An 18,469-nucleotide genomic window follows, 5' to 3' on the forward strand; every position below is an offset into this window, starting at 1 on the left:
GACACTTTGCGCGGCGTATCCGCACATGTGTGCCGGTATGGGCCCTTCGGCCGTGGGCGGGGCGAGGAGGGGGCGGTTACGGCGCCACCCGGCCATTGGTGTTGAAGGCCGCATGGGTGAGCGGCATCAGCGCGGCCCACTCGCGCTCCATCTTCTCGCCGACCATCTCGATCTCCCGCTGCGGGAAGGACGGCACCTTCGCCAGCTCGTGCTGGGTGCGCAGGCCGAGGAAGTGCATCAGCGACCGCGCGTTGCACGTCGCGTACATCGAGGAGAAGAGGCCGACCGGGAGCGTGGCGCGGGCGACCTCGCGGGCCACTCCGGCCGCCAGCATCTCCTGGTACGCCTCGTACGAGCGGCGGTAGGAGTCCTCCATGACGCGGGCGGTCAGCTCCTGCTGCTCCGGCGAGCCCTCGACGAACTCGTACTTGCCGGGGCGGCCCTGCTGGACCAGCTTGCGGTCGGCGCCCGGGACGTAGAAGACCGGCTGGAGCTCCCTATAGCGGCCCGATTCCTCGTTGTAGGACCAGCCCACGCGGTGCCGCATGAACTCGCGGAAGACGAAGATCGGCGCGCTGATGAAGAAGGTCATCGAGTTGTGCTCGAAGGGGCTGCCGTGCCGGTCCCGCATCAGGTAGTTGATGAGGCCCTTGGAGCGCTCGGGGTCCTTCTGGAGCTCTTCGAGGGACTGCTCGCCGGCCGTGGACACCCGGGCTGCCCAGAGCACGTCGGAGTCGGACGCCGCGTGCTTGACCAGCTCGACGGTGACGTCGGTGCGGAAGCTGGGCTTGAGATCAGGGGCGGGGGTGTCGGTCACCGGCGGGTCCTTCCAATTGCGTCGCTCGGGCGGCGCCCACTCTACGGGCCGGCACTGACAACTCCGTCCCTGACGGTTCGTCACCACATTCTTCGGCCAATTCGGGGAATTCGGGCACCAATCGGCACTGCCGTGCGTCTGTACCAGTAGGCAGCAACCAGTTCGACAGCCCCTCGAGTTTCCCAGGAGATGTGCCCCCATGTTCCGCCGGCGTGAGCCCGTTCCGTTCGCATTCGTCGCCGAGGCCGACCGCTACCGCAGCAACGTCGAGCCGCCGCCGCGCCAGCGCGCGAGCGCAGGTCAGCTCCTTGGCAGGACGCTGGTGGGGCTGACCGTCATAGCCGGGCTCGCCGGTGGGCTGCTCTTCGGGATGCCGGCGATGGACAGCCCCCAGTCCCCCGGGCACAGCCAGCAGTCCGAGGCTTCCCAGGGGCGCTGACCACCGCTGAACGGCGCCGGACGCGCCGACGCGCGCCCGGACCCCCGGAGGTGGCCGCACGGTGACCTCCTGGGTAGCCTCACCCCGCACAGCCCAATCGAGCGTGCTTGTGAGTGAGGATCAGTCGTGCCCCTGCCCTTCCTGACGGCCGACCGCGCAGTCGACGCACCCGGTGAGTACTACTCCGACGAGGTCGCGGACGAGGTCGCGCTGCCGTTCGACGACCACGACCGTTGGCGGCGGCCCTACCGGCCGGGTCCGTGGCGGGTCGCCGCCGGAGCCATGCTGCTGCTGCTCGCCTCGTTCGTGCTGCTCGCCGCCGTGATCATCGCGGCGGCCGGGGAACCGGCCGGGGCGCTCGCCGTCCTCGGCATCGCCGTTCTCGTGATCGCCTCGTCGCTGCGGCTGCTGCGGGTCGGTGTCTGGGTCAGCAGGGCCGGACTGCGCAGGGTCGCCTTCTTCTCCACGACGACGGTGGCGTGGTCGCGGATCGGCGCGGTGCACACCGTTCAGCAGCCCGTGCGCTGGCTCGGGCTTCCCCGGACCGTCCAGGGGCAGGCCCTGATCGCCGAGCGGCCGGGGGCCGGGGCGCCGGCGCCCCTGCTCACCGACCACAACGCGGACTTCCTGGGGCGCGGCGAGGCCTTCGACCGGGCGGCGGATCTGGTGGAGGCCTGGGGCGACGAGTACCGGCGCGGCTGACCGCCGCCCGTCCCGGCCGGAACAGGGGAACCGGTACGGGGGGGCAGGGGCGGGCTAGACCCCGGCCGGCTTCCGCTCGTGCAGGGCGATCGCCCGCTGCATCGCCTTGCGCGCCCGGGGTGTGTCGCGGGCGTCCTGGTAGGCGACGGCGAGGCGGAACCAGCACCGCCAGTCGTCGGGCGTGTCCTCCGTCTCGGCCTTGCGGCGGGCGAAGACGGCGTCGGCGCAGTCGCGGTCGATGCGGCCGCCCTCGGTGCGGGTCAACTCGTCCACGGGGAGGCCGCCTTCGGCCTCGAGGACGACGGCGAGCTTGTTGGCCTTCGTCACGAAGCGGGTGTTGGCCCACAGGAACCAGATGCCGACCAGCGGCAGGATCAGCACCGCCACGCCCAGGGGGACGGTGATCCAGGTGCCCGCTTCGAGGAGCCACACGCCACGGCTGCCGGCGAGGACGAAGTAGAAGACCAGGACGGCGGCCGTGATGAGATAGGTGATTTTCGCGCGCATGAGGCCGACGGTGCCGCTCAGTTGAGGTCGAGGAAGTGTTCCAGGCCGAAGGTGAGGCCCGGGGTGGTCACCACGCGGCGGGCGCCGAGCAGGATGCCCGGCATGAAGCTGCTGTGGTGGAGGGAGTCGTGGCGCACGGTCAGGGTCTCGCCCTCGGCGCCGAGCAGCACTTCCTGGTGGGCCAGGAGCCCGCGCAGGCGTACCGCGTGCACGGGGATGCCGTCCACGTCGGCGCCGCGGGCGCCGTCGAGCGCCGTGGTGGTGGCGTCGGGCGCGGGGCCGACCCCGGCTTCGGCGCGGGCCGCGGCGATGAGCTGGGCGGTGCGCGTGGCGGTGCCGGAGGGGGCGTCGACCTTGTTGGGGTGGTGCAGTTCGACGACCTCGACGGATTCGAAGTACGGGGCCGCGAGCTGGGCGAACTTCATGGTCAGGACGGCGCCGATGGAGAAGTTCGGAGCGATGAGCACGCCGGTCGCCGGGGACGCGGCGAGCCAGGTGTTCAGCTGCGCGAGGCGGTCCTCGGTCCAGCCCGTGGTGCCGACGACGGCGTGGATTCCGTGGCGTACACAGAACTCCAGGTTGTCCATCACCGAGGCGGGGGTGGTCAGTTCGACGGCGACCTGGGCGCCGCTCTCGGCGAGCGTCTCCAGGTCGTCGCCGCGGCCGAGGGCCGCGACCAGTTCCATGTCCTCGGCGGCCTCCACGGCTCGTACCGCTTCGGAACCGATCCGGCCCTTGGCTCCGAGGACCGCCACGCGCAGCTTGCTCATTCGCTTGCTTCCTTCAGGGTTACGCGACAGGGGTTACGCGACCGCTTCGTGGAGGCGGTCGGCCTGCTTGTCCTTCAGCGGGCCGATGACGGACAGCGAGGGACGCTGCCCCAGGACATCACGGGCCACCTCGCGGACGTCGTCCGGGGTGACCTCGGCCATCCGGGCCAGCATGTCGTCGACCGACATCTGCTCGCCCCAGCACAGTTCGCTCTTGCCGATGCGGTTCATCAGGGCGCCGGTGTCCTCGAGGCCGAGGACGGTGGAGCCGGAGAGCTGGCCTACGGCGCGGCCGATCTCGTCGTCCGAGAGGCCATCGGCTGCGACCCGGTCCAGTTCGTCGCGGCAGATCTTCAGGACGTCGTGGACCTGGCTGGGGCGGCAGCCCGCGTACACGCCGAACAGGCCGCAGTCGGCGAAGCCCGAGGTGTAGGAGTACACGCTGTAGGCCAGGCCGCGCTTCTCGCGGACCTCCTGGAACAGGCGGGACGACATGCCGCCGCCCAGTGCCGTGTTCAGGACGCCAAGGGCCCAGCGGCGCTCGTCGGTGCGGGCGAGGCCCGGCATGCCGAGGACCACGTGGGCCTGTTCCGTGCGGCGGTTGAGGAGCTCCATGCGGCCGGCGGCCTTCAGGGTGCGGGAGCCGCCGCGCGGGGCGAGGGGGGCGGCGTCCGTGCGGGACAGCGCGCCGGCCTTCTCGAAGGCCTTGCGGACCTGGCGTACGACGGTGGCGTGGTCGACGTTGCCGGCGGCCGCGACGACCAGGTGGCGCGGGTCGTAGTGCTTCTTGTAGAAGCGGGAGATCTGCGCCTGGGTGAGGGCGTTGATGGTGTCGACGGTGCCGAGGACCGGGCGGCCGAGGGGGGTGTCGCCGAGCATGGTGTGCGCGAACAGGTCGTGCACGCAGTCGCCCGGGTCGTCCTCGGTCATCGCGATCTCTTCGAGGATGACGCCGCGTTCGGCGTCGATGTCCTCGGCGAGGATCAGCGAGTCGGTGAGCATGTCGCACACGACGTCGATGGCGAGCGGCAGGTCGGTGTCGAGGACCCGCGCGTAGTAGCAGGTGTACTCCTTCGCCGTGAAGGCGTTCATCTCGCCGCCGACCGCGTCGAGGGCGGAGGAGATGTCGAGGGCACTGCGCTTGCTGGTGCCCTTGAACAGGAGGTGTTCCAGGTAGTGGGTGGCCCCGTTCAGCGTCGGCGTCTCGTCGCGCGAACCCACCTGGACCCAGATGCCGAAGGTCGCGGACCGTACGGAGGGAAGGGTTTCGGTGACGACCCGCAGGCCGCCGGGGAGGGTCGTGCGGCGGACGGTGCCGATGCCGTTCCGACCCTTCAGGAGCGTTTGGGTACGGGCGACGGCCCGCCCCTCCGAAGAGGTGCGGGCCGTCGTCGCGGAACTACGGGACGTCACTTGGCCGCGTCGTCCTTGTCAGCGTCGTCGGCCGTCTCGCCCTCGATCACGGGGACCAGGGAGAGCTTGCCGCGGGAGTCGATCTCGGCGATCTCGACCTGGACCTTGGCGCCCACGCCGAGCACGTCCTCGACGTTCTCGACGCGCTTGCCACCGGCGAGCTTGCGGATCTGCGAGATGTGCAGCAGACCGTCCTTGCCGGGCATCAGGGACACGAACGCACCGAAGGTGGTGGTCTTGACGACCGTACCCAGGTAGCGCTCGCCGACCTCGGGCATCGTCGGGTTGGCGATGCTGTTGATCGTGGCGCGGGCGGCCTCGGCCTGCGAGCCGACCTGCGCACCGATGTAGATGGTGCCGTCGTCCTCGATCGTGATCTCGGCGCCGGTGTCCTCCTGGATCTGGTTGATCATCTTGCCCTTGGGGCCGATGACCTCGCCGATCTTGTCCACGGGGATCTTGACGGTGATGATCCGCGGGGCGTTGGGGGACATCTCGTCCGGCGTGTCGATCGCTTCCATCATCACGTCGAGGATGTGGAGGCGGGCGTCACGGGCCTGCTTGAGGGCGGCGGCCAGGACGGAGGCCGGGATGCCGTCGAGCTTGGTGTCGAGCTGGAGCGCGGTGACGAACTCCTTGGTGCCGGCGACCTTGAAGTCCATGTCGCCGAACGCGTCCTCGGCACCGAGGATGTCGGTGAGGGCGACGTAGTGCGTCTTGCCGTCGATCTCCTGCGAGATGAGGCCCATGGCGATACCGGCGACGGGGGCCTTGAGCGGCACACCGGCGTTCAGGAGCGACATGGTGGAGGCGCAGACCGAGCCCATGGACGTCGAGCCGTTGGAGCCGAGGGCCTCGGACACCTGACGGATCGCGTAGGGGAACTCCTCGCGCGTCGGCAGCACCGGCACGATGGCGCGCTCGGCGAGCGCGCCGTGGCCGATCTCGCGGCGCTTGGGCGAGCCCACGCGGCCGGTCTCGCCGACCGAGTACGGCGGGAAGTTGTAGTTGTGCATGTAGCGCTTGCGGGTCACCGGGGAGAGGGTGTCCAGCTGCTGCTCCATGCGGAGCATGTTGAGGGTGGTGACGCCCAGGATCTGGGTCTCGCCACGCTCGAACAGCGCCGAGCCGTGCACGCGCGGGATGGCCTCGACCTCGGCGGCGAGCGTACGGATGTCCGTGATGCCGCGGCCGTCGATGCGGACCTTGTCCTTGATGACGCGCTCGCGGACCAGCTTCTTGGTCAGCGCGCGGTACGCGGCGGAGATCTCCTTCTCGCGGCCTTCGAACTGCGGGAGCAGCTTGTCGGCGGCGATCTCCTTGACGCGGTCCAGCTCGGCCTCGCGGTCCTGCTTGCCGGCGATGGTGAGCGCCTGGGCGAGCTCGCCCTTGACGGCGGCGGTGAGCGCCTCCAGGACGTCGTCCTGGTAGTCGAGGAAGACGGGGAACTCGCCGGTGGGCTTCGCGGCCTTGGCGGCGAGGTCGGCCTGGGCCTTGCAGAGGACCTTGATGAAGGGCTTCGCGGCGTCCAGACCGGAGGCGACGACCTCTTCGGTCGGCGCCTCGGCGCCGCCCTTGACCAGCTGGATGGTCTTCTCGGTGGCCTCGGCCTCGACCATCATGATCGCGACGTCGCCGTCCTCGAGGGCGCGACCGGCGACGACCATGTCGAAGACGGCGTCCTCGAGCTCGGTGTGCGTCGGGAAGGCGACCCACTGGCCGTTGATCAGCGCGACGCGGACGCCGCCGATCGGGCCGGAGAAGGGCAGACCGGCCAGCTGGGTGGACGCGGACGCGGCGTTGATCGCGACGACGTCGTACAGGTGGTCGGGGTTGAGCGCCATGATCGTGGCGACGACCTGGATCTCGTTGCGCAGGCCCTTCTTGAAGGACGGGCGCAGCGGGCGGTCGATCAGGCGGCAGGTGAGGATCGCGTCCTCGGAGGGGCGGCCCTCGCGGCGGAAGAAGGAGCCGGGGATCTTGCCGGCCGCGTACTGCCGCTCCTCGACGTCCACCGTCAGGGGGAAGAAGTCGAGCTGGTCCTTGGGCTTCTTGGACGCGGTGGTCGCCGAGAGGACCATGGTGTCGTCGTCCAGGTACGCCACGGCGGAGCCGGCGGCCTGCTTGGCCAGGCGGCCCGTCTCGAAGCGGATGGTGCGGGTGCCGAAGGTGCCGTTGTCGATGACGGCCTCGGCGTAGTGGGTCTCGTTCTCCACTAGCGTTTTCTCCATTTGCTTGTCGTCTTTTCGTCCGCCGGGCCCGTGTGGCTCGGGGACGGTGGGGTGACGGCGGAGAAGCGCTCCTGGGGGCGGGCCGGTCTTCGATCGAAGCGCCCGGGGTGCCTTGCGGTCCGGGGGCCACTACCGAGGACCGGCGGCGGAGGAGGGCTTCTGCTCGCTCGTCGTGGTGTTGCGTCTTCGGTGCTGCTTGGTGCGTCGTGCTTGTCGTGCGTCGTGCTTGTTCTTGCGTCGTGCTTGTCGTGCGTCGTGCTTGTTCTGTTGTGCGTACCAGACTACTGAGCGTTCGGTACGTCGCGCATGTACAGCAAAGGGAGCGGCCCCCTAATCAGGTGGGAACCGCTCCCTCAACAGCGTACTCAGCGGGCGCCGCCGGCCGCACCGCGACGGATGCCCAGGCGGTCGACCAGCGTACGGAAGCGCTGGATGTCCTTCTTGGCCAGGTACTGCAGAAGGCGACGGCGCTGGCCGACGAGGATCAGCAGGCCACGACGGGAGTGGTGGTCGTGCTTGTGCGTCTTGAGGTGCTCCGTCAGGTCGGAGATGCGGCGCGAGAGCATGGCGACCTGGACCTCGGGGGAGCCGGTGTCGCCCTCCTTCTGGCCGAACTCGGACATGATCTGCTTCTTCGTAGCGGCGTCGAGCGGCACGCTTACTCCTCATTGTTGTTCGAAGCGCCCACGAGTGCCCCAGGTCTTGATCTCTGGGGATCTTCCGTGACTCACGGGCGAGGGTCCGATGAGCGCAGCTTCCAGACAACTCCGGAAGCGCGTACACAAACGGCCGTCACACAGCGTACCAGTACCCCGGGTGGCGGTTGACCCGGCGACGGGTGGGTGGCGTGGGGCGGGCGGCGGCGTGGGTCAGCCGGTCAGGGCGCGGGCTCGGGCGTACACGTTGAAGACGGCCAGGGTCAGCGGCAGCAGCGTGAGCAGGACGAAGCCTTCGGCGATCTCCAGGAAGCGGCCCCAGAACGGGGTGACGCCCCGGTTCGGCACGATCAGGGCGATGGCGGTGACCAGTGCCGCGGCGACGGCGATCGCGGCGACCAGCCACAGCGTGTGGATGTCGAGGCCCGCGGTGTTGCCCTTGAGGGCGTCCTTCATCAGGTCGCGCGGCGCGTTGACGCACAGGCCGAGACCGAGCAGGACCAGGGCCCCGAGCCCGGCGGCGAGGGTCGCGGCGACCTGGGCGGTGTAGCGGAAGAGGTGGGCGCGCATCAGCAGGGCGATGCCGGTGGCCAGGGCGAGCAGGCGGCCCCACATGTCGTCGCTGAAGCCGAGGACGGCGGCGCCGGTGACGGCGAGGACGGCGCAGCCGCCGACCAGCCCGACGAGCAGCTCGTGGCCGCGCCGGGCCTGGGCGGCGATGCGCTCGGCGTCGACGGGCTGCGCGGTGGCGTCGTCGTCGGCGTCGCGCTGGGAGCCGTGGGGTGCGTCGAAGCCGATGGGCAGCCGGGCGAAGCGCATGGAGAGGCCGGGCAGGAAGGCGAGCGCGCCGACGGCGAGCTGGGCGGCGACCGCGGCGGTCTCGGTGGGGGTCATGTCGGTGAGGATCGCCGCGAACACGACGAGCGCGCCGACCGCGGAGGCGAGCACGAACGCGACGAAGGGCCCGTCGCCGCGGGGCGAGAGCAGGGTGAGCACCAGCGAGGCGATGAGGACGGCGGCGCAGGCGAGCAGCATCTGGAGGCGGCCGATGCCGTGGTGGGCGGCGAGCGGCAGGAGCCCGGAGCCGGCCACGGCGATGTTGGGCAGCGCGCCGAGACCGAGGGCGACGGCGGAGAGCTGGTCGTCGTAGATGCGGGCGCGGACGGCGCCGAGGGTGAGCAGGAGCACTCCGGCGACGGCGGCGAGGACGCCTGGCAGGCCGTGCATGTCGTGCCGCGGGTCGCCGCTCCAGGCCGCGAAGGCGAGCAGTGCGGGCAGGACGCCGCCGCCGATGAGGCCGGCGGCGCGCGTCAGGTCGCTGTTCCACAGGGTGCGGTCGTGGGTGACCGCGGAGGCGACCGCCTCGGACACGTCGTCGAAGACGGCGGGGGGCAGCGATTCGGAGAACGGGCGCAGGGTGAGCAGTTCGCCGTCGAGGATCGACTGGGCGGCGAACGAGCGGGCGCTGTCGAGGACGGTGCCGTCGCGGCGCACGAGGGAGTAGCCCACGGGGGCGCCCTCGACGGGGCTCTGCTGGGCGAGCCGCAGGATCTCGGGGTAGATGTCGGCGACCGGGATGTCGTCGGGCAGTGCCACGTCGATGCGGCCGTCCGGTGCGACGATCGTCACCCGGCAGAATCCGAGTCCCGCCCCGGTTGCCCGGTCCGGCCGGTTCGGCTCGGCGGCCGTCGTCGCGGTGGTCGTCGTGCTCACCCTCGGCTCCCCCTGCTGTCGTGTGCGCGTGCGTTGCTGTCGTGTAGGCGTGCGTTGCTGTCGTGCGCGGGCGTTTGCGATGCGTACGTTCCCACGGCCCCGGTGCGGCCCCGGAGGTGCCAATTGCCCGGTTTCGTCGCTCGGTTCGCGGGTGCTGGCGCCCCGGACGGCACCCTATCTCCAGCCGGTCACATCGGATGTCAGTAGGATCCCAGCGCGGTCGGCGTTCGCCGGACACGGGGCGGCGAGCTGAACTTCTACGACTGCCAAGGGAATTGGTGCGTTGTGAGTCACATCATCGTCAAGCGCCCGCCACGAGCGCTGCCTTCCGAGGTGCCGACGGAGGAGGTCGTTCTCCAGCCTCCGCCGGAGCTGCCGCGCGGACAGCAGGAGGGTGCGCTGATGCAACTCCTGCCCATGCTGGGCATGGGGGGCTCCGTGGTGTTCTTCTTCATGCCGAACAGCCAGCCGTTCATGAAGATCATGGGCATGGTGATGGTCGCCTCGACGGTGGCCATGGCGGTGGGGATGCTCATCCGTTACCGCAAGGGTTCGCAGGGGCAGTTGGCGGACATGCGCCGCGACTACCTGCGCTACCTCGGCCAGACGCGCCGTGCGGCGGCGCAGGCGGCGCACAAGCAGCGCGACGCGCAGTACTACCTGCACCCCTCCCCCGAGCAGCTGTGGGCGCTGGTCGCCGAGGGCAGCCGGGTGTGGGAGCGCCGGGCGGGCGACGAGGACTTCGGGCAGGTCCGCGTCGGTCTCGGGCCGCAGACGCTGGCGACCGCGCTCGTGCCTCCGCAGACCGCGCCGGTCGACCAGTTGGAGCCGCTGACGGCCGGCGCCATGCAGCGGTTCCTCGCCACGCACCAGACGGTCGAGGACCTGCCGATGGCGGTGTCGCTGCGCGCCTTCTACCACATGACGGTCAGCGGGGAGGCGCAGACGGTACGCGCCGCCGCGCGCGCCCTGACCGCGTCGCTCGCCGCCCTGCACTCCCCCGAGGACCTGGTGATCGCGGTCGCCGCGTCCGCGTCCGCGTCGGCGCACTGGGAGTGGACGAAGTGGCTTCCGCACACCCAGGCGCCAGGCCTGAGCGACGGTGCGGGCAGCAGGCGTCTGATCAGCCGCAGTGCGGTCGAACTCGAGGAGCTGCTCGCGCCGCGCCTCACCGGCCGCCCGCGCTTCCATCCCGAGGGCGCGCCCCTGCCGGAGGAGCCGCACATCGTCGTCGTCCTCGACGGGGTGTCACCGCCCCCGATGTCGGTCCTCGCCTCGGCCGAGGGACTTCAGGGCGTCACCGTCGTCGAGGTCGTCCCCGGTGAGCTGACGGGCGCCCGCGGCGATCTGGCCGTCGTCGTGCATCCGCGCGCGCTGCGCCTGGAGTCGGGCCACGGTCTCGTGTACGAGGGCACGCCCGACCTCCTGTCGTACGAGTCGGCCGACGCGCTGGCCCGTCAGCTCGCCCCGCTGCGCATGGCATCGGGTGGCGACGACGACGAGCCGCTGCTCGCCAATCTGGAGTTCACCGATCTGCTGAGCCTGGGCGACGCGGCGTCGGTGGACACCGCCCGTACCTGGCGGCCGCGCTCGGCGTCCGAGCGGCTGCGGGTGCCCATCGGTGTGGGTGAGGACGGGCGGCCCGTCATGCTCGACCTGAAGGAGGCCGCGCAGGACGGCATGGGCCCGCACGGCCTGTGCGTGGGCGCGACCGGTTCCGGAAAGTCGGAACTGCTGCGCACCCTGGTGCTCGGCCTCGCGGTGACGCACTCGTCGGAGACCCTGAACTTCGTCCTCGCCGACTTCAAGGGCGGTGCGACCTTCGCCGGCATGGCGCAGATGCCGCACGTGGCGGCCGTCATCACCAACCTCGCCGACGACCTGACCCTCGTCGACCGCATGGGCGACTCCATCCGCGGCGAGCTGAACCGCCGCCAGGAGATGCTGCGCGACGCCGGCAACTACGCCAACATCCACGACTACGAGCGGGCCCGGCTGGCCGGCGCCCCGCTGCAGCCCGTGCCGTCGCTGGTGCTGGTCATCGACGAGTTCAGCGAACTGCTCACCGCCAAGCCCGACTTCATCGAGATGTTCGTGCAGATCGGCCGCATCGGCCGCTCGCTCGGCGTCCATCTGCTGCTCGCCTCGCAGCGCCTGGAGGAGGGCAGGCTGCGCGGCCTGGAGACGTACCTCTCCTACCGGATCGGTCTGCGCACCTTCTCGGCCGCCGAATCGCGCGCCGCGCTCGGCGTTCCCGACGCCTATCACCTGCCGAGCGTCCCGGGCTCCGGCTATCTGAAGTTCGGCACCGACGAGATGACCCGCTTCAAGGCGGCGTACGTCTCGGGCGTGTACCGCACGGGCGCCGACCGTTCCGCCGAGCTCGGCGGCCCTGTGCCCGTGGACCGGCGCCCGGTGCTGTTCACCGCCGCCGAAGTGCCCGTGACGTACGCCCCGCCGACCGTGCCGGGGCCGCGCGGGGAGAGCGGGCCGCGGACCGACGACGCGCTCGCCGACACCGTGCTCGACGTCATCGTGCGCCGTCTCGAAGCGCGCGGCCCCGCCGCCCACCAGGTGTGGCTGCCGCCCCTGGACAGCCCGCCGGCGCTCGACTTCCTGCTGCCGGGCCTCGCACCGGTGCCGGGTCGCGGACTGACGCAGCCCGACTACGAGGGCGCGGGGCGCCTGGTGGTGCCGGTCGGCCTGGTCGACAAGCCGTACGAGCAGCGCCGCGACCCGCTGTGGTGCGACTTCTCGGGCGCGGCGGGTCACCTGCAGATCCTGGGCGGACCGCAGTCGGGCAAGTCGACGCTGGTGCGGACGCTGCTCGCGTCGTTCGCGCTGACCCACACCCCGCAGGAGGTCCAGTTCTACGGGCTCGACTTCGGTGGCGGCGGCATGTCCGCGGTCGCCGGGCTCCCGCACGTCGGCGGGGTCGCCTCCCGTCTGGATCCCGAGCGGGTGCGGCGCACGGTCGCCGAGGTGTACGGGGTGCTGACCCGCCGCGAGGAGTATTTCCGCTCGGCCGGCATCGCCTCGATCGCCGACTTCCGGTCCCGCCGGGCGCGCGGCACCATCTCGCTCACGGACCAGCCCTGGGGCGATGTGTTCCTCGTCATCGACGGCTGGGGCAACTTCCGTACCGAGTACGAGGGTCTCGAACAGGTCATCCTGGACATCGCGGCCCGCGGGCTCGGTTACGGGGTCCACCTGGTGGTGACCGCGTCGCGTTCCATGGAGGTCCGGGCCAACCTCAAGGACCATTTGGTGAACCGCCTCGAACTGCGGCTCGGCGACACCATGGACTCCGAGTTCGACCGCAAGGTCGCGGCCAACGTTCCCGTCGGGGTGCCCGGCCGTGGCCAGTCGCCGCAGAAGATGCACTTCATGGCGGCCGTGCCGCGCATCGACGGCCTCCAGTCCGACACCGACATCGCCGAGGCGACGCGCGCGCTGGCCACGGAGGTCACCCGGCACTGGACCGCCCCGGGCGCGCCCGCGGTCCGGCTCCTTCCGCGCGAGCTTCCCGCGGCGCAGCTGCCGGCCGGTCATGTCTTTCCCGACCGCGGTATCGCCTTCGCGCTCGACGAGAACAACCTGGAGCCGGTGTTCGTCGACTTCGAGCAGGACCCGTTCTTCCTCGTCTTCGGCGAGGGCGAGTCCGGCAAGTCGAATTTGCTGCGCCTCCTGATCACCCAGCTCACGCAGCGGTACGAGGGGGACGCGTGCAAGCTGTTCGTGGTGGACAACCGGCGCGCGTTGCTGGACGTGACTCCGGCGTCCCACCTGGCCGAGTACATCCCCATGTCGAACGCCATGGACCATCACATGGACGCGCTGGCCGACCTCATGCGGCGGCGGGCGCCCAGCGCGGACGTGACCGCGCAGCAGTTGCGCGACCGCAGCTGGTGGCGGGGGCCCACGGTGTTCGTCGTGGTCGACGACTACGACCTGGTGTCGACGTCCAGCGGCAACCCGCTGGGCAAGCTCACCGAGCTGCTGCCGTTCGCGCGTGACGTGGGCGTCCGCTTCATCATCGCCCGCTCCACGGCGGGCGCGGGCCGCGCCGCGTTCGAGCCGTTCATCCAGCGCATCAAGGAGCTCGGCGCCCAGGGCGTGGTGCTGGCCGGCGACCCGGGCGAGGGCGACGTCCTCGCGGGCGTCCGGCCCCGGCCGATGCCGGTGGGCCGCGGCACGTTCGTCTCGCGCAGGCGGGGCAAGCCGCTGGTGCAGACGGGTCTGATGGAGGACGGAAGCTGACGGGACGGGTCCGGCCGGGGTCCACGAAGCAGAAGGAGTGGATCTCGGCCATACGGCGGGCATGAGACGCAACTCACTTGATATAACGGCGCCTTGTCGAATTGAGCCGCTGCCTCCTCGGAGACATCCGGGGCGGGGGCGGGCCACGGGGAGGCAGCGCACATGTCCTGGGACGAGTGGGAGCAGCTCAAGAAGGAGGCGTCGGGCCGGAGTTCGACGGCCATGCGGCTCAACCAGCTGCCGGCGGAGCCGACCGATGCCTCGGGCGGGCAGGGCGACCTGCGCGTCGACCAGAAGGACCTGGCGGCCATCGGCGACGCGGCGTTCCGGCTGCACCAGGATCTGGACCGGTCCGGCGACCATGCCCGTGTCGCGTCTCTGTCCGCCGCCTCCGGGCTCACCAGCCAGGGGTTCGCGCTCGGCAAGGCCCTCGACCATGTCGCGGGGCACTGGGTCGACCAGGTCCAGAGCCTGCTCGACGCCTGCGCCCACATCTCCAACCACCTCGACTACACCAAGGGCGCCCACGCGGGCGACGAGTTCCACATTTACGGAACCGTCAGCAGCATCGCCGATCTCGACAAGGGATTCGACGAGAGGGCCGGCCGCTGATGCACCTCGACACGCTGCGCTTCGCGAACTTCTCCGGGCTCGACGCCGCCATCACCGACTGGGAACAGATGGCGGGGCAGCTCGCGCACGTGCAGACGGCCGCCCACCAGGACCTCAAGACCAAGGCGGACAAGGCGAACTGGGCCGGGGCCAATGCCACGGTGACCCGCGAGTTCATCGCCAAGACCGCCGGGGAATTCGACGACGCCCACACCGAGGCGAGCACCGTCGCCCGGATCCTGGGCGACACCCGCAGTGAACTCAAGGAATATCAGCGGCAGTTGCTGGCGGCCATCGACCGCGGCCTGAAGAGCAATCTGACCGTGATGGACCTGGGCAACGGCTCGTTCACCGTCACCATGAACATCCACCCCGACCGTGCGGGCCGGGGAACCACCGTCCCCGAGCACAGCCAGCACGACGTCGACGCCCTGCGCGACGAGGTGGAGCGCATCCTCGGCAGGGCCGCGGAGAGCGACACCACCGCCGCCGAGGCTCTGCAGCTCATCGTCGACCAGGCCAAGTACGGCTTCTCCGACGCCATGTACGCGGACCGGGACTCGGCGGCCAAGGCCATCAAGGCCGCGAAGACCGCGGCGGCCCTCATGAAGAAGGACCCCCACAAGGTCACGACGACCGAACTCAACGAGCTCAACGCCACTTTGAGTCAATTCCAGCAGGATCCCCTCTTCGCCGAGGAGCTGGCGACGTCCGTCGGCCCGAAGGGAACGCTCACCTTCTACGCCGGGATCGCCGACCCGTACCTGGCGGGCTACGACCCGGGGCGCGCCGCGGCGGCCAAGCAGTTCCAGAAGAACCTCGGCATCACCCTGGGCAGGGCGACGCTGTCCGACAGCACGGCCATGGACGCGTGGGAGGGCGGGATGGTGAAGCTCGGCTCGGAGCCGCTCGGCATCGACGACGCCGGCAACCCCCGCGGCTTCGCCGTGATGAGCAACCTCATGCGGTTCGGCGACTACGACGACCAGTTCCTGAACCAGTACGGCGATGCCCTCCTGACCTTCGACAAGGAGAACAACGTCAAGGGCCGGAGCCCGTGGATCAACAACTGGAACCAGGCGGACCTCAACTTCTGGGGCGACGAGGACCGCGGCCGCGACCCGATGACCGGCTTCCTCGAGGCGCTCGGCCACAACCCCGACGCCTCGACCCAGTTCTTCGCCCAGCCCGAGGACTCGGGCGACACGGTGGACAAGGACTCCGAGGTCAACGAACACCTGCAGTACCTGACCAAGGACCGCATCTGGCTCCCGGACGGCCCCGCGATGGGCGACGCCCCCAAGGAGATCGCGGGCCGCGACGCCTTGGGCCACGCGCTGGAGGCGGCGACCACGGGCTATGCCTACGACGCGACGGCCGCGGTGGGCAAGGACCATTCCACGGCCGCGGGTAGCGCGGACCACCGCACGGTGGCGACAGCCGGGGTCATGGAACAGGTGGCCTACCTCTACGGCGGCGAGGACGGCCCGAAGATGCTCCACGAACAACCCGAACTGGCGGACAGCCTGGGCAAGATGGGCTCCGCGTACATCGATGACATCGACTACGCGGTGTCGGGCATCGGTGACCACGCCCAGGACTCGACCACCTTCCCGGGCCATTATCCCGGCCGCGCGCAATTCGGCAGCCAGGGCGCCATCGATTTCCTCAGCGTGCTGGGCCAGAACGAAACGTCGCACGGATTGATTACGTCGGGGCAGCACTTGTACACGCTGAGTCATCTGGATGCTTTTCCTGCCACCAGCGACGCGAACTTCAACCATGGACGGAACGCTCTCATCACTGAGGCCCAAGTCCGCGGAATCCTGGATCATTCCCATGTACAGCAGGCCGAGAGTGATTACAAGGACGACACCGAACAACTCAACAAGTCCAACGGCCGCGCGGCGGAGTGGGGGAAGTTCGCCGTGGGAGCAGCGGTCGGAGGGGGCGTTGCGATGATCCCCTTGCCCGGCACGACGGTCGCGGGCATCGCCATTGCCCCGGTCGTCTCCGACTTGGCCGGCGATGCGCTGAATACGTATATCGGCCAGGAGACGGACAAAGCCATGGACAAGGATGAGGCGGACCCCACGGAGAAGTCGCAGATGACGAGCCGCGAGTTCTACCTCAGAGGCGAGGACGACCTCGGCTCCAGTTATGAGCGGTACCTCAAGGGTCATACCGGAGGCGGGTCGAGCACCGAGAACGACACGTTCAAAGTGATGCTGAGAAACGCTTACGAGGCCACTGGCCCGAGCGTTGACGACCATCTCGGCCGCGCACCCTACAAGGACTGACAGCGTGAGCTTTATTTCCGCACGCGAGCGCACCCGGATCCGGACCCGGTGTCGGCGGTCGCGTGCGGCGATGCTCGCCATGGCACTCGCCATCGTTGTGTGCTGCGGTTGCTCCGACAATTCCGAGCCGGAGCCGAAAAGCACCCCAGCACCCGATCTGTGCGCCGGCACGCTGGACACGGCCGCCGTAGCGGCACTGCGTCGTCTTGCCGACACGGACCAATTCATTGAGGACAGTGGAGGCGGCAAACATGGCCAACCGCGGCTGTTCTCCTTGCCGTGGACGGCCGCCCACCTTCACGACCCCGGAATTCGCCTCGCGGAATGCGGAATCGACAAGGCTAAACATGACGGAACATATTGGGGACTCAACCTGGACTTCACCGCGGCGTCCGCTGTCCCGACGCGGGACCAGATAGCGAATGATTTCCCCGTGGCCCGATATGGTCGACTGACCTACTTCCCCACAGGTGAAACCGCATACGTACAGGGCGACAGCATCGCCACTCTCTACTTCGCATGCAGGACACGAGGAAACGACCGCGAAACCCCATACGTAAGAGCAGGCTCGATCACGAACGGCCACCTCGAGGGCGACTCGAAGGCCAAGGACCACATGGCGATCGTCAGCTCCGTCTCCCGCCGCCTCGCTGCAGAACTCGGCTGTGCAGACGAAGCCAACCTCCCCACGACCGTGCCCAACCCCGAAGGCAGCTGACCCGACGCTCCCCTCCGGAGTCCCGTTCCCGTGATTCTCGCTGGCTCGCCACCCCCGCCGCGACCTGCCAAGTAGGCTGATCGGACGGCCGGTTGGCAGGCGGCCCGTCGCACCGTCGCTACGTCTGGAAGGAATCGCTCCGTCATGGCTGAGGAACAGGACACGGAACTGCGGGAGCGCAAGGAGCGCGAAAAGAACGAGCTGTACGCCCTCGACATCTCCGGGGTCGAATGGCACAGCGCTCCCGGTACCTCCGAGGACGAAGAGCGGGTCGAGATCGCCTATCTGCCGGCCGGGGCCGTTGCGATGCGGTCCTCCGTGGACCCGGACACAGTGCTGCGGTACACCGAGGCGGAGTGGCAGGCGTTCGTACTGGGCGCACGGGACGGCGAGTTCGACCTGGAGCCGTCCGTGCGCAACGGGGGGCTCGAAGCGCCGTCGGAGTAGCGCGGCGAAGGAGCGGGCCCGGACCTCGGCGCGCGCACGGACGCCGAACGGGGTGGACGCCTCCCGCGCGCGCCCACCCCGTTCCGGCCCTTCGGCCTGGTGCTTCCTACTGGAAGTAGCCGGCCGCCTTGTGGTCGCCGGCCTTGTAGGTCGGGCCCGCCTCAGCAACGGCGTTGGCGATCTGCTCCAGCGAGGTCTTGACGCTCAGGGCCCTCCTGTCCCAGTCCTGCTGCACCGCTGCGTAGGCCGTGTGGGCTTCGCCGTGCCAGTGATCGGCGGCCCGACCGACCAGCGTCTTGATCTCTCGCAGGGTGTCGTCGAGCGCGGCTGCCTGCGTCTTGATGGACTGGGCCGCCTCGTCGAGACTGCCGTACGTTACTCCGAGGGTGTCGCCGCTGTAATCGGGCATGGCTTCCCTTGTCTCCCTGGTGAATGAATTCGTGCTGGACTGTGCTGCGGGCCCGGCGCGGGGCCCGTTCGGGCTGCTAGTACGTGCTGAGGTTCGAGGTGATCGCGGCCGTGGCTGCCGCGTCACCGCTGTAACCGTCCACGACGTCGACACCCATGAGCGCCTGGTGCACCTGGTGATCGATGTCGCCCTTGCCGGTGCGCGTCGCCTTCATCGCTTCCAGGAAGTCCAACAGCTTCTTGCCGATGTGGACCATCTGGTCGTTGATGTCTCGCTGCTTGCCATTGAACGCACCGGCACCAATGCCGTCCCAGGAGCCTTCGAGCGAGTCGATGACAGCCTGCAGACGGCTGAGCTGACCCTTCACGTCATCGAATTTGAGCAGGACCTGGGTCTCCAGGTGTGCCATCTGGCTATCGATTACCTGCTGGTCCTTCGCCATGAGCGGGTTCCCTTCGTTTCGTGGATGGTGCTG

16 protein-coding genes are annotated in these 18,469 nt (G+C 69.7%); 7 read left to right on the plus strand and 9 right to left on the minus strand.

The annotated features are described in order from the left end of the window. Positions 1-76: 76 nt before the first annotated feature. On the minus strand, positions 77-817 hold the full coding sequence (thyX, locus tag OG432_RS07170) for an FAD-dependent thymidylate synthase (protein ID WP_328308859.1): 741 nt from the start codon (positions 815-817) through the stop codon (positions 77-79). Positions 818-1,016: 199 nt separating this feature from the next. Here thyX and OG432_RS07175 point away from each other — a divergent pair, with 199 nt between their 5' ends. Beyond that, positions 1,017-1,256, plus strand: coding sequence for a hypothetical protein (locus tag OG432_RS07175; RefSeq protein ID WP_328308861.1), 240 nt, complete (start codon positions 1,017-1,019; stop codon positions 1,254-1,256). A 126-nt stretch (positions 1,257-1,382) separates the two neighbouring features. Beyond that, on the plus strand, positions 1,383-1,958 hold the full coding sequence (locus OG432_RS07180; RefSeq protein WP_328308863.1) for a hypothetical protein: 576 nt from the start codon (positions 1,383-1,385) through the stop codon (positions 1,956-1,958). 54 nt (positions 1,959-2,012) lie between these two features. Here the strand turns inward: OG432_RS07180 and OG432_RS07185 are convergent, their stop codons facing one another. The 6 genes from OG432_RS07185 to eccD all read right to left on the minus strand — a co-directional run bounded on the left by OG432_RS07185 (position 2,013) and on the right by eccD (position 9,248). Continuing rightward, the gene (locus tag OG432_RS07185; protein WP_328308865.1) at positions 2,013-2,465 is read right to left on the minus strand and encodes a hypothetical protein; all 453 of its coding nucleotides are present in this window, start codon (positions 2,463-2,465) and stop codon (positions 2,013-2,015) included. Positions 2,466-2,482: 17 nt separating this feature from the next. Beyond that, positions 2,483-3,235, minus strand: coding sequence for a 4-hydroxy-tetrahydrodipicolinate reductase (dapB, locus tag OG432_RS07190; RefSeq protein WP_328308867.1), 753 nt, complete (start codon positions 3,233-3,235; stop codon positions 2,483-2,485). 33 nt (positions 3,236-3,268) lie between these two features. After that, positions 3,269-4,648, minus strand: coding sequence for a M16 family metallopeptidase (locus tag OG432_RS07195; protein WP_328308868.1), 1,380 nt, complete (start codon positions 4,646-4,648; stop codon positions 3,269-3,271). Next, positions 4,645-6,864 carry a polyribonucleotide nucleotidyltransferase gene (locus OG432_RS07200; protein ID WP_328308870.1) on the minus strand — a complete coding sequence of 740 codons (2,220 nt, stop codon included), beginning with the start codon at positions 6,862-6,864 and terminating at the stop codon, positions 4,645-4,647. Before OG432_RS07200 ends, OG432_RS07195 begins: the two co-directional genes overlap by 4 nt. A 380-nt stretch (positions 6,865-7,244) precedes the next feature. Beyond that, on the minus strand, positions 7,245-7,535 hold the full coding sequence (rpsO, locus tag OG432_RS07205; protein ID WP_328308872.1) for a 30S ribosomal protein S15: 291 nt from the start codon (positions 7,533-7,535) through the stop codon (positions 7,245-7,247). Between the two features lie 213 nt (positions 7,536-7,748). After that, a complete protein-coding gene (eccD, locus tag OG432_RS07210; protein ID WP_328308874.1) occupies positions 7,749-9,248 on the minus strand; it encodes a type VII secretion integral membrane protein EccD in 1,500 nt (499 codons plus the stop codon). Positions 9,249-9,533: 285 nt separating this feature from the next. On the opposite strand from eccD, the gene eccCa reads away from it, so the two are divergent. The 5 genes from eccCa (at position 9,534) to OG432_RS07235 (ending at position 17,585) form a co-directional block, all read left to right on the plus strand. After that, entirely contained in the window at positions 9,534-13,508 is a 3,975-nt protein-coding gene (gene eccCa / locus OG432_RS07215; protein ID WP_328308876.1) for a type VII secretion protein EccCa, read from the plus strand. A 162-nt stretch (positions 13,509-13,670) separates the two neighbouring features. Next, on the plus strand, positions 13,671-14,120 hold the full coding sequence (locus OG432_RS07220) for a hypothetical protein (RefSeq protein WP_328308877.1): 450 nt from the start codon (positions 13,671-13,673) through the stop codon (positions 14,118-14,120). Next, complete coding sequence (locus OG432_RS07225; protein WP_328308879.1) at positions 14,120-16,420, plus strand: DUF6571 family protein; 2,301 nt, start codon at positions 14,120-14,122, stop codon at positions 16,418-16,420. The genes OG432_RS07220 and OG432_RS07225 overlap by 1 nt, the downstream gene beginning before the upstream one ends. A 4-nt stretch (positions 16,421-16,424) precedes the next feature. After that, positions 16,425-17,138, plus strand: a complete 714-nt coding sequence (locus OG432_RS07230) for a hypothetical protein (RefSeq protein ID WP_328308881.1) — start codon at positions 16,425-16,427, stop codon at positions 17,136-17,138. A gap of 144 nt (positions 17,139-17,282) precedes the next feature. Next, positions 17,283-17,585, plus strand: coding sequence for a DUF397 domain-containing protein (locus tag OG432_RS07235; protein ID WP_100578027.1), 303 nt, complete (start codon positions 17,283-17,285; stop codon positions 17,583-17,585). A 106-nt stretch (positions 17,586-17,691) separates the two neighbouring features. Here OG432_RS07235 and OG432_RS07240 read toward each other — a convergent pair whose 3' ends face one another. Both OG432_RS07240 and OG432_RS07245 read right to left on the minus strand, forming a co-directional pair. Beyond that, positions 17,692-17,994, minus strand: a complete 303-nt coding sequence (locus OG432_RS07240; protein WP_328308888.1) for a WXG100 family type VII secretion target — start codon at positions 17,992-17,994, stop codon at positions 17,692-17,694. A gap of 76 nt (positions 17,995-18,070) precedes the next feature. After that, positions 18,071-18,436 carry a WXG100 family type VII secretion target gene (locus tag OG432_RS07245; RefSeq protein ID WP_328308890.1) on the minus strand — a complete coding sequence of 122 codons (366 nt, stop codon included), beginning with the start codon at positions 18,434-18,436 and terminating at the stop codon, positions 18,071-18,073. Between the last annotated feature and the right edge of the window lie 33 nt (positions 18,437-18,469).

The organism is Streptomyces sp. NBC_00442, from assembly GCF_036014195.1.
Lineage (GTDB): Bacteria > Actinomycetota > Actinomycetes > Streptomycetales > Streptomycetaceae > Streptomyces.

What these genes read in the sequence shown, in the direction of transcription:
- OG432_RS07175 (WP_328308861.1), top strand. Translation starts at nt 1,017, where the DNA reads ATGTTCCGCCGGCGTGAGCCCGTTCCGTTCGCATTCGTCGCCGAGGCC.
- OG432_RS07185 (WP_328308865.1), bottom strand. Translation starts at nt 2,465, where the DNA reads ATGCGCGCGAAAATCACCTATCTCATCACGGCCGCCGTCCTGGTCTTC.
- dapB (WP_328308867.1), bottom strand. Translation starts at nt 3,235, where the DNA reads ATGAGCAAGCTGCGCGTGGCGGTCCTCGGAGCCAAGGGCCGGATCGGT.
- OG432_RS07220 (WP_328308877.1), top strand. Translation starts at nt 13,671, where the DNA reads ATGTCCTGGGACGAGTGGGAGCAGCTCAAGAAGGAGGCGTCGGGCCGG.
- OG432_RS07225 (WP_328308879.1), top strand. Translation starts at nt 14,120, where the DNA reads ATGCACCTCGACACGCTGCGCTTCGCGAACTTCTCCGGGCTCGACGCC.
- OG432_RS07235 (WP_100578027.1), top strand. Translation starts at nt 17,283, where the DNA reads ATGGCTGAGGAACAGGACACGGAACTGCGGGAGCGCAAGGAGCGCGAA.
- OG432_RS07240 (WP_328308888.1), bottom strand. Translation starts at nt 17,994, where the DNA reads ATGCCCGATTACAGCGGCGACACCCTCGGAGTAACGTACGGCAGTCTC.
- OG432_RS07245 (WP_328308890.1), bottom strand. Translation starts at nt 18,436, where the DNA reads ATGGCGAAGGACCAGCAGGTAATCGATAGCCAGATGGCACACCTGGAG.